This is a genomic window from Methylobacterium sp. NFXW15 (genome assembly GCF_049887755.1).
In the GTDB taxonomy this organism is placed as follows: Bacteria; Pseudomonadota; Alphaproteobacteria; order Rhizobiales; family Beijerinckiaceae; genus Methylobacterium.
The window spans coordinates 454,657-467,785 of sequence record NZ_JAGEKG010000004.1; the positions used below are offsets into that span (position 1 = coordinate 454,657).

The 13,129-nt window shown below is 67.9% G+C and carries 12 protein-coding genes and 1 pseudogene; 7 read left to right on the plus strand and 6 right to left on the minus strand.

Annotated elements, in window-relative coordinates; genetic code table 11:
• Nucleotides 1-82 precede the first annotated feature (82 nt).
• The 7 genes from J4O73_RS12250 (at nucleotide 83) to J4O73_RS12280 (ending at nucleotide 7,258) form a co-directional block, all read left to right on the plus strand.
• Nucleotides 83-1,777 carry a GMC family oxidoreductase gene (locus J4O73_RS12250; RefSeq protein WP_426217619.1) on the plus strand — a complete coding sequence of 565 codons (1,695 nt, stop codon included), beginning with the start codon at nucleotides 83-85 and terminating at the stop codon, nucleotides 1,775-1,777.
• Nucleotides 1,778-1,865: 88 nt separating this feature from the next.
• On the plus strand, nucleotides 1,866-3,233 hold the full coding sequence (locus J4O73_RS12255) for an MFS transporter (RefSeq protein ID WP_426217620.1): 1,368 nt from the start codon (nucleotides 1,866-1,868) through the stop codon (nucleotides 3,231-3,233).
• A 63-nt stretch (nucleotides 3,234-3,296) separates the two neighbouring features.
• On the plus strand, nucleotides 3,297-4,505 hold the full coding sequence (locus J4O73_RS12260) for a molybdopterin-dependent oxidoreductase (RefSeq protein ID WP_426217622.1): 1,209 nt from the start codon (nucleotides 3,297-3,299) through the stop codon (nucleotides 4,503-4,505).
• Between the two features lie 11 nt (nucleotides 4,506-4,516).
• Nucleotides 4,517-4,837 (plus strand): cytochrome c, encoded by a 321-nt coding sequence (locus J4O73_RS12265; protein WP_426217624.1) that lies wholly within the window; start codon nucleotides 4,517-4,519, stop codon nucleotides 4,835-4,837.
• Nucleotides 4,838-4,857: 20 nt separating this feature from the next.
• Entirely contained in the window at nucleotides 4,858-5,964 is a 1,107-nt protein-coding gene (locus J4O73_RS12270; protein ID WP_426217626.1) for a YeiH family protein, read from the plus strand.
• 420 nt (nucleotides 5,965-6,384) lie between these two features.
• A complete protein-coding gene (locus tag J4O73_RS12275; protein ID WP_426217628.1) occupies nucleotides 6,385-6,999 on the plus strand; it encodes a hypothetical protein in 615 nt (204 codons plus the stop codon).
• Nucleotides 7,000-7,048: 49 nt separating this feature from the next.
• The gene (locus J4O73_RS12280; protein WP_426217629.1) at nucleotides 7,049-7,258 is read left to right on the plus strand and encodes a hypothetical protein; all 210 of its coding nucleotides are present in this window, start codon (nucleotides 7,049-7,051) and stop codon (nucleotides 7,256-7,258) included.
• A 30-nt stretch (nucleotides 7,259-7,288) separates the two neighbouring features.
• On the opposite strand, the pseudogene J4O73_RS12285 reads toward J4O73_RS12280, so the two are convergent.
• From J4O73_RS12285 to J4O73_RS12310, 6 genes and pseudogenes are all read right to left on the minus strand, one after another.
• Nucleotides 7,289-7,894 (minus strand): annotated as a pseudogene (locus tag J4O73_RS12285) (DUF4113 domain-containing protein); the annotation flags it as partial.
• Between the two features lie 400 nt (nucleotides 7,895-8,294).
• Nucleotides 8,295-9,110, minus strand: coding sequence for a N4-gp56 family major capsid protein (locus tag J4O73_RS12290; protein ID WP_426217745.1), 816 nt, complete (start codon nucleotides 9,108-9,110; stop codon nucleotides 8,295-8,297).
• Nucleotides 8,996-9,421, minus strand: coding sequence for a hypothetical protein (locus J4O73_RS12295; RefSeq protein ID WP_426217631.1), 426 nt, complete (start codon nucleotides 9,419-9,421; stop codon nucleotides 8,996-8,998). The genes J4O73_RS12290 and J4O73_RS12295 overlap by 115 nt, the downstream gene beginning before the upstream one ends.
• A gap of 61 nt (nucleotides 9,422-9,482) precedes the next feature.
• The gene (locus J4O73_RS12300) at nucleotides 9,483-11,438 is read right to left on the minus strand and encodes a portal protein (protein ID WP_426217633.1); all 1,956 of its coding nucleotides are present in this window, start codon (nucleotides 11,436-11,438) and stop codon (nucleotides 9,483-9,485) included.
• Nucleotides 11,435-12,757 carry a PBSX family phage terminase large subunit gene (locus tag J4O73_RS12305; RefSeq protein WP_426217635.1) on the minus strand — a complete coding sequence of 441 codons (1,323 nt, stop codon included), beginning with the start codon at nucleotides 12,755-12,757 and terminating at the stop codon, nucleotides 11,435-11,437. Before J4O73_RS12305 ends, J4O73_RS12300 begins: the two co-directional genes overlap by 4 nt.
• Complete coding sequence (locus tag J4O73_RS12310; protein WP_426217637.1) at nucleotides 12,747-13,034, minus strand: DUF5681 domain-containing protein; 288 nt, start codon at nucleotides 13,032-13,034, stop codon at nucleotides 12,747-12,749. Before J4O73_RS12310 ends, J4O73_RS12305 begins: the two co-directional genes overlap by 11 nt.
• Between the last annotated feature and the right edge of the window lie 95 nt (nucleotides 13,035-13,129).

Genomic DNA, 13,129 nt, shown 5'->3' on the forward strand with positions numbered 1-13,129 from the left:
ATATTGACACACCGGCAATCCTCTCATCAAATAGAACATAACGTACCGTTTTTCGAGACAAACCCTCGGGACGGAGACAATCTTGAGGAAACACCCTTCATCCGCGGCTGCGCCCGAGCGCATCGCTTGCGATTACGTCGTGGTCGGCGGCGGGACCGCCGGCTGCGTCCTGGCCAACCGCTTGTCGGCGGACGGGCGCCACAGGGTCGTGCTGCTCGAAGCGGGCCCCCGGGACAGCTCCCCCTGGATCCACCTTCCCATCGGCTACGGGAAGACGATGGTTCACAAGACCCTGAACTGGGGATTCTCGACCGAGCCGGAGCCGGCCATGAACGGCCGGGCGATCTACTGGCCCCGTGGCCGGACACTCGGCGGCTCGAGCTCGATCAACGGGTTGATCTTCGTCCGCGGGCAATCGGACGATTACGACCACTGGGCCGAACTCGGGAATCACGGCTGGTCCTGGCGGGATGTGCTGCCGTACTTCATCCGCAGCGAGCACAATACCCGGGGCGCAAGCGCCGCCCACGGGGGCGACGGCCCGCTCTGGTGCTCCGATATCCGCCACAAGCACGAGCTCATTGAGCGGATCATCGAGGGCGCGGGGGAACTCGGCGTCCGCCGCACCGACGATTTCAACGGCGGCGATCAGGAGGGGGTGGGCTACTACCAGCTCTTCACGCGCAACGGGCTCCGGTGCAGCACGGCGGTCGCCTATCTGCGCCCGGCCGAGACGCGTCTGAACCTCCGCGTCGAGACCGACGCCCACGCGACGGGGGTGATCCTCGACGGCTCCCGCGCCACCGGCGTCCGCGCCCGGATCGGAACTCGTGAGGTCGAGATCGCGGCGGCGCGGGAGGTCATCCTCGCCGCAGGAGCCCTGCAGAGCCCGCAGCTCCTGCTCCTGTCGGGCATCGGCCCCGCAGAAGCGCTCCGCTCGCACGGCATTCCGGTGCGGCACGAACTCGCCGGCGTCGGCGAGAACCTGCAGGACCATCTGCAGATCCGCCTGATGTACCGCCTCTCCAAGCCGATCACCACGAACGACGATCTGCGAACCTTGTTCGGCAAGGCGCGGATCGGCCTGCGCTGGCTCCTGACTCGGAGCGGGCCCCTCGCGGTCGGCATCAACCAGGGCGGGCTGTTCACCCGGGTGATGCCGGGACCGGGCACGCCCGACGTGCAGTTCCACTTCGCCACCCTCTCGGCGGACATGGCGGGCGGGCAGCCGCATCCCTGGTCCGGCTGCACCTTCTCCGTCTGTCAGCTGCGGCCGGAATCCCGGGGCACCGTCACCCTGCGCAGCGCCGACCCGTTCGCGGCACCGGTCATGCGGGCCAACTACCTCGCCACCGAGACCGACCGGCGCTGCACCGTCGAGGGTATGAAGTTCGCCCGGCGTCTCGCTGCGACCCAGGCCCTGCGCCCTCTGATCCTCTCCGAGGAAAAGCCGGGTCCCGGAGTCACGGACGATGCCGGTCTCCTTGCCTTCGCCCGTGCCTCGGGCGCAACGATCTTCCACCCGTCGGGCACCTGCAAGATGGGCACCGATCCGGCGGCGGTGGTGGACCCGGCGCTACGGGTCCACGGCCTGAGCGGGCTGCGCGTGGTCGATTGCTCGATCATGCCGACGCTGGTCTCCGGCAACACCAGCGCCCCGGTGGTGATGATCGCCGAGAAGGCCTCGGACCTGATCCTGGCCGAGGCCCGGGAAGCCGCGCAGGCTCGCAAGACGACCCCGCGCGGGGCGCCGCTGGCCGAGCCGGCGCATTCCTGAAAACGGACGACGAAACTCACATGAGACGCCCGGTGAAGGCGTCCGTGATGCGAGGACAACGCCAAACCATCGAAGCGAGGAGGGACGGATGTCGTATCGGGAGCAGGGATCAGCGCAGCCTGGCGGGGGCAAGATCGGCCAGGTCGTCACGGCCTCGCTGATCGGGGCGACGATCGAGTGGTACGACTTCTTCCTCTACGGGGTCGTCGCCGGCATCGTCTTCAACAAGCTCTACTTCCCGGTGAGCGACCCCCTCGTCTCGACCCTGCTTGCCTACGCGACCTTCGCCGTCGGCTTCATCGCACGGCCCCTCGGCGGCGTGATCTTCGGGCATTTCGGCGATAAGGTCGGCCGTAAGAGCATGCTCGTCATCACCCTGATGCTGATGGGCGTCGCGACCTTCCTGATCGGTCTCGTGCCGACCTACGCGCAGATCGGCGTCGCCGCTCCGATCCTGCTGCTCTTCCTGCGGGTACTGCAGGGGATCGGGCTCGGCGGTGAGTGGGGCGGCGCGGTGCTGATGGCCTTCGAGTACGCGCCGAAGGAGAAGCGCGGCTTCTATGCCAGCATCCCGCAGATCGGTCTTGCGCTGGGGTTGTGCCTCGCCTCCGGCGTGGTCGCGCTCCTGTCCTACGGTCTGACCGAGGAGCAGTTCCTGTCCTACGGCTGGCGGATCGCCTTCCTTCTCAGCGTCGTCCTCGTCGCGGTCGGCGCCTACATCCGGCTCAACGTGATGGAGACGCCCGAATTCGCCAAGGTGAAGCAGGCGAACCGCGAGGCGGACATCCCCTTCGTATCGATGATGAAGGGCTACCCGGCCGAGATCGTCGCCGGTATGGGCGCCCGCATGGTCGACGGCGTGGTGTTCAACATCTTCGCCGTCTTCGCCATCGGCTACCTGACGCAGACCCTGAAGGTGCCGCGCACCGAAGCGCTGCTCGGCGTGACCGCCGCCGCGATCGTGATGTGCGCGACGATTCCATTTTTCGGCTGGCTGTCCGACCGGCTCGGACGGACGAAGGTCTTCGCCTGGGGCGCCGTGATCTCGGGCTTCGCCGCCTTTCCGGCCTTCTGGGTGTTCGTCACCCATCCCGAGGACATCCGGGCGATCTGGTTCGCGATCATCATCCCGTTCGGGATCTTCTACGCCGCGATCTATGGGCCGGAAGCAGCCCTGTTCTCGGAATTGTTCTCCGCGAGGGTCCGCTACACGGGCATCTCGTTCGTGTACCAATTCTCCGGGATCTTCGCGAGCGGCCTGACGCCGATCATCGCCACGGCCCTGCTGCAGTATTCCGGCCCCACCAACCCCTGGCTCGTCTGCGGTTACTGCGCCTTGTCGGGCATCGTGAGCGCTCTGTCGGCGATATGGATTGCCCGGATTCACCGACGTCGCCTTCTGGAGGAGGCGCCCCGGCATCCCTCGGGCGGCAGCGTCCGTCCGCAGGTCGCCTAAGAATGCGGCTGGCGGTTGGGTCTCCCGGCCGCCAAACCACGGTAACGGTTCGAGGAGGTCCCGATGAACCAAGCTCCCACCCGGCGCGGCATCCTGGCAGGCGGTGGACTCGCGCTCGCTGCCTCTGGCCTCGGCCTTCGTCCGGCCTCCGCTGAAGAGGTGGTGCAGCTTCCGTTCGGCAACGGCGAGCGGCCCCTTGTAGCCTATCCTGGTAAACGCCCGCTCCTGCAGATGACCGCCCGGCCACCGCAGCTGGAGACACCCTTCGCGGTCTTCGATCACGGCGCGATCACCCCGAACGACGCCTTCTTCGTGCGCTACCACCTCGCGGACATTCCGACCCGGATCGACCCGGCGGCCTTCCGGGTGGAGATCGGTGGGCAGGTGGAGCGCCCGCTCTCCCTGTCCCTCGCCGACCTGAAGGCGATGCCCGGCACCGAGGTCGTGGCGGTCAACCAATGCTCCGGCAATTCCCGCGGCTTCTTCGACCCCCGGGTTGCCGGCGGGCAGCTCGCCAACGGCGCGATGGGCTGTGCCCGCTTCACCGGCGTGCCCCTGAAGACGGTGCTCGACAAGGCCGGGGTGAAGGCCGGGGCCGTGCAGGTCGCGTTCGAGGGGCTCGACGGGCCGGTGCTCCCCGAGACACCGGACTTCGCCAAGGCGCTCACCCTCGATCACGCCCGTGATGGGGAAGTGATGCTGGCCTGGGGCATGAACGGGCAGGATCTGCCCTGGCTCAACGGCTTCCCTCTGCGCCTCGTCGTTCCTGGCTATTACGGGACGTACTGGGTCAAGCACCTCAACGCGATCACCGTCCTCGACAAGCCCTTCGAAGGCTTCTGGATGAAGACCGCCTACCGCATCCCGGACAACGCGTGCGGCTGCACCGAGCCCGGCAAGGCGCCGGACAAGACCATCCCCATCGGCCGATTCACCATTCGCTCGTTTCTCACCAATCTGAGCGACGGGGCACAGGTGAAGGCCGGGCTGGTGGGCTTACGCGGCATCGCCTTCGACGGTGGCTCGGGGATCCGGCAGGTCGAGGTCTCAGCCGACGACGGTAAGACTTGGCGCCCCGCCAAGTTGGGCGAAGATCTCGGCCGCTACGCCTTCCGGACCTGGACGACGGAACTCGATGTGACACCGGGAGAGCACGCCCTGCGCGTCCGGGCCACAGGCAACGATGGCGGCACGCAACCGATGGAGCCGCGCTGGAACCCCGCCGGCTATCTGCGCAACGTGGTCGAGACCACCCGCGTGCGGGCGGCGTGAAGGAGGCAGGTATGCACAAGGTCTACACCCTGGCGGCGCTCCTGGCCCTCGCTCTCGCCCCCGCGGCCCAGGCCGCACCGGAAACCTATGCCCTGCCGGAGCCAACCGCCCAGTTCAAACCGGCGCCGGATGCGGAACACGCGGCGGGCTTCCAGGCCGCGCAGGAGAATTGCATGACCTGCCACTCGCCCGACTACGTCGCGATGCAGCCGCCGGGCAAGGGCGCAGCCTTCTGGGACGCGGAGGTGACCAAGATGGTCAAGGTCTACCATGCGCCGATCGAGCCGGCACAGGCCAAAGCCATCGCGGCCTATCTCGGAGCGGCCTACTGACGGACCGCGGGGAGACCACGATGACAGCCAGGATCGCTGGCCACCTGGGGGCTTCGTCGGAAGGAGAGAGGTTGGCCAAACCGGCCCCCTTCGTCTGGGCCAGGTCGGTGGGCAGCCTGTTGCCGGGGGTGCTCCTGTGCCTCGCCATCACCGTCGCGGCCCAGACCCTGCAATGGGGCGAGGAGCACCTCACGGGCCATCCCTACGTCGAGGCCCTGGTGCTGGCCATCCTCCTCGGCACGGCCCTGCGCACCGTCTGGGTGCCCGGCACTCGCTTCCGTGCCGGCATCGCCTTCTCCGCCAAGCAGGTTCTGGAAGTCGCCGTTACCCTGCTCGGCGCCTCCGTCAGCCTCGCTGCCATCCTTGCCTCAGGTCCCGCCCTCCTCGCCGGCATCGTCGGCGCCGTGGCGCTGACCATCCTGGCGAGTTGCACCATATGCCGGGCGCTCGGCTTGCCCGTGCGCATGGCCCTGCTCATCGCCTGCGGCAACGCCATCTGCGGCAACTCCGCCATCGCGGCCGTCGCCCCGGTCATCGGCGCCGAGAGCCGGGATGTGGCCGCAGCCATCGCCTTCACCGCGGTGCTCGGCGTGCTGATGGTGCTCGGGCTGCCGCTCTTCGTGCCCCTCATGAGCTACACCGACACCCAGTACGGCGTGCTCGCAGGCTTGACCGTCTACGCCGTACCGCAGGTCCTCGCCGCCACCCTGCCGGTGAGCGCGCTGGCGACGCAGGTCGGCACGCTGGTGAAACTGGTCCGGGTGCTGATGCTGGGGCCCGTCGTGCTGGCGCTCTCGCTGATCGCCCCGCGGCTGCCAGCGGAAGGGGCGAGCGGCAAGGCGGGCCCACGCAAGCTCGGCTTCTCCAAACTGGTGCCATGGTTCATCCTGGGCTTCCTGGCGCTCGCTGCCCTTCGCTCCCTGGGTCTCGTGCCGGATGCCTGGGTGGCACCGCTGTCGCGCGTGGCAGGGTTCCTGACGATCGTGTCGATGGCGGCCTTGGGCCTCGGCGTCGACGTGCGGGTACTGGCGCAGGTTGGTGGGCGGGTGACCCTAGCGGTGACCGCCTCGCTCCTCGTCCTCCTTGCCGTCGCCATCCTGCTGATCCGGGCCCTGGGGCTCGTATGACGAACCGTGGCTGAGCGCACCGAGCGCGCTCAGCCTGCATTTGCGACGTCCGGTTCCGGCACTCCGACAAACGTCAGCGCCCGTCCGGGACCACACCGTTCCAGCGGGTCACGTGGCATCGGAGGCGCACGTCGTCGTCCAAGTCATGCGGTGCGTGACACATCCCGGCCCCGTCGACAGCCGGATGGTCGAGGATCGTTGAGTGTTCGTAGCGACTCAGCTGATTGGTGGTGGGCCCGGTAGGACTCGAACCTACAACCAGACCGTTATGAGCAACGTGCTCCCCAGAAATTCTCAATGGTTTCAAGGAATAGAGAAGGCCGTAACGGCGCGATTTGCGCATTTCGTTCGATTTGCGTTCTCAGAGCCAGGTTCATTGAACCTGCGAGAAGTCCGTAGATTGTGGCAGGGAGTAGAGGCATGGCTGCGGGGCGCAACATTGTCAGGCTGCGGCGGCTCTTCACCCGCAAGCCGGATGGGTGGGGCGCACGGTCTGGGATAGAAGCCCACCGTATTTTAGGTTCGCTGGTCGGCGCGGACCGGGTGACGGTCATGATGCACCGACTTCCATTGTCGTCCTGCTCCGAAGCGGCGTCAGTCATTGCCGGGTCAGGAGCACGCGAGAGCGTCGACCACCTGCATCTAAAACGAGCCGCTCTGCTTTGGATGCGCGAGAACGGCGCGACCGACGCAGCCGAGGAGGTTCGCGGCTATGACGGCCGCTTCGACGGTTACAGCGCCGACGCGGACTGGATCGTTGAGGTCGGCAACTCGAGCGTCGACAAGCTGCTCGACGCGATCCGCGATGACGAGTGCCCTCGGTTCACGCTCATCCCCTTCCAGCGAACGCATTGGCTCGACGGCACGCCGCGCCGCCTCATTGCGGTGGACTTCCACTGGGACGATCAGCTGTGTGCTGATCTGACGAACGAGATGGTCGAGTCCCAGCGTGAGGCGATGGAGTCCGCTGCTCGGCGGCACCGGGCAGCGATGATCGCGGAGGCGCAGGCTCGGAAGGCTGCACGACAGAGCTGAGGGATGTCATCGCTATCGCCGCCCTCCCATGCCCGGCTATGTTGCGGGCATGGACGAAGTCCCCGCACTCGCCGCCCAGGACGCGGCCGAAGCCCTGATCGCGCTCGGTTGGCCCGTCCTCCCGCACGGCCCCGACATGGACCTCTGGCAGATCGGCGATCTGATCTGGACCAACGACGAGCTGATGGGCCTCGCCGCGCGGCATGGGGTGCAGGTGTCAAGCGGGCCGCATCAAGCGTCAATTGGGCGACTGCAGTAGCAGCTGCGGACGCGACTCGCTGTCGTTTGGCTAGGCTACAGCGACCGGAAGCTCGGCTACCTGCGTCGTGTAGCGCGGCGTCCGCATCTCGAACTTCGTGTTCCAATCCCGCTTCGTCGTCAGCCCCGCCCTTGCAGGAACGACGGCGCCACGCCCCCATCGCGCGTTGCAGGCGTCCATCGCCGCCATGAGTGGGCCAAAGCGCTCCCGGTCGAGCGCTCCGAACAGCGCCCGTGGGCTGTGGCTGAGGGGTGCGAGATCGTTCGTCACCACGCCCGCCTTGGAGTAGCGCCACGCCGGCCGATCGGAGGAGGGATCGCGCCAAGTCTTCGCCACGCCGAATCGCGCCGCCTTGATCAGCGCCAGGGTGTCCGAGGTGTGTTCCGGTAGGCTGACGGTGGTGGCGACCGAGCGCTGTGGTGCGTCCCGGTCGTGCTCGCTCGTATGATAGAAGATCGTGACGTGATCGGTGCCGAGGCCTTCCCGGCGCAGCTTCTCACCCAAGCGGGTCGCGTGGGCGGCCACTGCTTCCTCGAGGGTCGGCCGGTCGGTGATGCGTGCAGAGAACGAACGCGTGACGGCACAGCCCTTCCGCCGGGCGGGCACGAGGTCGAGCGGCAGGCAGCCGACCCAGCGCCGTGGCGGTGTCGGGACGCTTCACGCCGACGTTGCCGACGGCGGAATCCCCAGCCGCGACGAGGTCGTTTCCGCCCGGCGCCGAGCCGACGGTGAGGGCATTGGTGCCGCCGTTGAAGGCCTGCGTCACGGTGATGGTCGTGGACAGGATCTGCGCGCCCGCCGGGAAGGCGGCGCTCATCGGACGATTGGCGTCGTTGAAGGCGACGGTGGTGCGGATCTCGCCGACCTGACCGTGCAGGAGCGAGCGCACCGGCGGCTTGGTCGGGTTCACGTTCGTGGCCATGACAGACCCCTCTCGAAGAAATGCGGAAGCGGGCGGTCGGCCCGTCGCGCGTGGGTGGAGGAGCCCGCGCCCGGTCAGGGGCGCGGGTCGGGTTCATTCAGGAGGGAGAGCCGATCAGCCGGCGTTGACGGCGTAGGTCGGGATCACGATCGCCGAGAAGTCGCGACCGTTGTAGGTCGTCTTCTTCAGGCCCCAGATCGACCACGCCGAGACCTCAAGCTCGCGCTTGTGGTCGTACAGCTCCTCGTTCCAGCGGTACTTGTTCTCACCGCCGCCCTTGCCGAAGGCCGCGGTGCAGGCCTGAGCGCCGAGCAGCACAGCGCGACGCACCACCGGGAGGATGGTCTTGCCGTCGGGCGCCACGCCCTGGGTGACCTGCTGGGACTCGCGCAGGACGACGTTGTTGTAGACGCCGAGCGCCCCGGTGAAGATCGGGTTCTTCGAGATCTCGGAGCCCTGGATCGCGGCCTTCTGGATGTCGAACCACTGACCCTGCGAGGTGTTGCGGCGGAGCTGCGTGACCTGGGTCGGGTGGATGTACATCACCCACATCTCGCCCATGCCCTTCACCTCGGCCGGGCGCATCTTCACGTCGCCGGCCGCACCGCCGGTCTTGGCAATCTCGACGGCGGCATCAATGAGGTCGAGGGTCAGGATGTCGCCGGCCACGAGCGCGCCGTCATTGGCACGGCCGTTTGGACGGATGACGCGGGTCGCCGGGGTGACGACGTTGTTACCGGTGAACTTCACGCCGCCGGAGCCGTCGACCTGGACCACGTTCGCGGCGGTGAAGCCGCAGGCGTGGTTGAAGAAGGTCACGGAGGTGCGGAGCTGGAACCAGTCGACCAGGCCGTCGTGGGCCTCGTCGCGCAGGTTGGACGCTGCATGGCCTCGGTCAGGAGGCGCAGGCGCTCGTCGCCGCGCGCGTATCGCTCCCGGAACTCGGCCAGTTCCTTCTCGACAGCCTTCCGGCGCTCGCGCTCCTGGTGGAACGCGCCATGGCGGACGAACTTGCCCTTGTTCTCGTCGACCGAGCCTTCCTCGGCCTCGGGATCGACGACCTCGCCGGGAGCGGCGGGCTCGCCCGGCGCAGCGGCGGCAGCGGCGGCATCTACGGGAGCGGCCGGCGCAGCGGCGGACGCCGAGACTGCGGGCTCGGAGCCGGAGGCGTAGGCGTCGAAAGCAGCCTGCTCTTCGGCCGTGAAGGCGTCTTCGCCCGACGAGACATCGTGGTCGTTCATGGGGTCCTCGTGACGTGATGGAGACGGAAGCCGGACTGGCGCGCCGGCTGGGCGTTGGGGATCAGGCGGCGACGCCAGCCTGCGGATCGGCGGCGGGAGGCGCGGCCATCGCCGCCACCTTCGCGAAGCCGTCGATGTGATCGTGATGGGTGAGCGCCTGCTCGCGGCCCGCCTTGGCGTTCTTCAGGTTCGCCCCGGCGGCGAGGTCCTGGATCTTCGCGAGGGCGGTCTGCATCGCGATTTGCTTCTGCTGCGCCTGCTCCGGGCTGTCCCCGGCCTGCGAGAGCAGGTCGCGCATCTTGGCCACGAACGAGGCCGGGAACGGCGAATAGGGCAGGATCTCGATGAGCACCTGCGGCGTGATCATGTCCTTGATGATCGGGAGCACGCTGGTGAAGGTCGCCCAGACCACCTCCTTCTGGTTCGGCGAGGCCGGGGCGTCGTCGATCACCACGTCGAAGTCGCCGATGGTCTGGTCGCGGATCAGCGGCACGACCTTGGCGCCCTGATCGCCGACGATGCGGATCAGGCGCCCGTCCGAGAGATACGTCTGGATGAAGTAGAGGCGGACGCGCCCGATCTGCTTGCGCGCCCGGCGCAGCGCATCGAACAGCGTGGCCAGGATCGTCATGGCGGCCTGCTTGCGCTGATACTCCAGCACGCCGGCCTGTTCCTGCCGCTGCTGGCCGAGCAGTTCGAGGTTCACGCCCGAGGTGTCGCGGATCGAGAGGAGCGCGAACTCCATGAGCTGGTAGTGGCCCGCCGGCAGGACCGGGAGCGGCTTTTCCTTGATGCGTCCACCCGTGATCGCACCGTCCTGCACGAAGGTGACGGAGCCGGGCTTGGCCACGGAACGCTCGAAAGCGGCCTGATCCGGGACCGCTCCCTTCTCCAGATAGAAGCCGCCCTTCGTCTGGCGGTTGAGCATGTCGAGGGTCTGCGACAGCCACTTGTTGGCGTAGCGCTGCGGATCCTTCATCGCCCGCACGATGCCGAACCACGTGCCCTTGTTGTGGTCGCGGTCGCCGGTCAGGCAGGCATAGGAGAAGCGGTCGCCAGCCGGCGCCTTCCCCTCGTCCAGCACCACGTTCCCGAGGAAGGCGCGGCGGTAGACGCGCTTCGTGCGGTGGACGATCTGCACCGGCATCGCGAGCACGTTGGCCCGGCGCTCGAGGATGGCGGCCTTCTCCGGCTCCATCTCGGTCGTTTGGCCCGTGGTCAGGTCGATCGCCACCGCAACGCGGGCGCGCTCCCACCACTGGCACTCGACGATGGTGACCTTCTCGGAGCCGTCGCCGGAGCCGTTCGGCCGGTCGGAGCGATGCTGCCCCGGCTGGATCTGGTGATGCGTCTCCTGGTCCTCGCGGTCCTCGGCCCAGGACGCGTCGAGGTCGGCCGGGTCCGCGTCGGGGAACAGCTCCTGCGCCTCGGCGCGGTCCATGCTCTTCGCCCGGAACAGGCGGCGGGCATCGGACAGGTTCTTCTTCCGCGCCGAGGCGTCCCAGAACATCTCGAGCGGATTGACCCGGTCCTCGACATAGGCGCCGTCCGGATCGATCTCGTAGTCGAGGCGCATCTCGACCCAGCCCATGCCGGTGATCGCGCAGTCGACGAAGGCGTCCGATTCCTCGTCCTCCGCCTCGGCCTCATCCGAGAGGTAGCGCCCGGCCTCGGTCAGCAGCTCGTTGACGTTCGCATCGCCGACCTCGCGGGGAAGGTACTGGATGTCCTGGCGGGCATTCACCTCGGAACCGGCCACCGCCTTGATGACCGGCAGCAGGCGGTTGAACGTGACCGGCGGGCGGCCCTGCTCGCGCAGCGCGGCCTCATCCTGCGCCGACCACTGGCGGCCGGCGACGAAGTCGTAATCCTCCTTCGCATCCTCGCGCCACTTGGAGGAGGCGTCGCGGTCGGTGCGGTGCCAGCCCTTCAGCTTCCGGAACAGCGCGTCGCGATCGAGGGCGGCCTTCCCCTCGGGCGTGCGCTCGGGATCGGCGCGCTCATCGCTGTCCGTCATGCCGCCCATGGTGATCCCGTCGAGGTCTGTTCCGCGTCGCGGCGCCGTCGGCGGCCATAGCGGTCGTTCGGTGTGTCATCGGCCGGAGCCTCCGCGCGGGGCTCGGCGATGCCGATGGCGAAGTAGCGGAAGGCGTCGGCGGCGTGGCTCGCCGCATCGTGCAGCGGGTTCTTCGAGAACTGCTGCGTCTGCGGGTCGACGTCGTAGCGGTAGTTCCGGAGCGCGTTCAGCCCGTCGGCGCAGCGGTCCTCATCGAACCAGCACCGGTCGAACACCTGCCGGGCGGCGTCGATCCCTGCGGCGACGGTCAGGCGAGGCACGATCCGCACGGTATGACCGGCGGCCCACATCTGCTGTTCGATGGTCCGCTCGGAGGCGAGCAGCTCGTTCCGGGCATCGTGGGGGAGCCAGTGCTCCCCGTAGGTGTAGCCCGGCGCGCCGTCCGGACCAGGCTTGGCCCGTTCCTCCAGCATGTCGAGGTAGTGCTTCAGGGCGTGGCCCCGGCTCTCGTAGAAGTCGATCAGGCGGAACTCGAAGCCGACGATCTGGGCGAACCAGATCGAGGTCATGTCGGCCCGGCCCAGATCCCAGAAGGTCAGGACCGGCTTCGACGGGTCGTGCGGCACCCGCGTGAAGCGGTTCGTGCGCGTCGCGGCGAGGATCTCGTTCGCGTAGATCGCGCCGTCGAGCACCTGCTTGCAGTTGCCGCCCCAGACCGTCTCGTAGGCGACCGGATCGCGAGCCTTGAGGTCGAGTGCTTCCTGCCGGAGCACTGCCGGGAACCAGGGATTGTCCTCCCAGCCGATCTTCACCACCCGTGCGCCGGTCGGCGGCTTCTTCACGAACCGCTGGTAGGTTTCGTCCGCCTCCAGCTCCGTGTTGAAGCTGATCCAGATCTCCGAGCCTTCCTTGCGGATGGTCGGCACCAGCACGTCCCAGGACGTCTTCGAGACGGTGCGGGCTTCCTCGACCCAGCAGATGTCGACACCCTCCGTCGACTTCACCGAGGCGACGTTGTGACGGAGCCCTTTGAAGATGAACTCGGTCCCGTTCCGGCCGAGGATCTTCTTTTCCTGCGTGTCGTAGTGCCCCGACAGCCCGAGGAGATCGATCTGCTGCGCGAGCAGGGCGTGCGCCGATTCCGCGATGCTGTTCTGAAACTCGCGGGCGCACAGAACCCGGAGCGGGCGCTGGGCGCCGAGGATCAGGAGCGCGCGGCCGAAGCCCCAGGACTTGGCACCGCCGCGACCGCCATAGGCGATCTTGTAGCGGGCCGGCTCGAACAGGAAGGCCAGCTTCTCCGGGAACTCAACCTTCATCGGGCGGCGGCCCGGGCCGGATGAACTGGACGGTCATGCTCGTCGGGATCGCCCCGCCCTCGCCGTCGCCGTCGACGGGCTGGCTGGGCTTACCGTAGCCGCGATCGAGGATGGCGTTGGCGGCGGCCACGCGAGCGGCCTCGCTCTCCCCCTCCGTCGCGATCTCGACGAGGACCTGAAGCGCACGCTCGGTATGCTCGCGGGCGGCATCGCGGACGCGCGCCGATGCCTTCGGACGGCCACCGGGATTTCCGGACTGCCCAGGTTGGAAAGCCATTGCTCGAACCTTGTTCTCAGAAACCTCAGCGACCGCAGCCCTGCGAGAGCACGCGGCCCGTGCGGATGACCGGATCGGGCGCGGTGATGACGGCG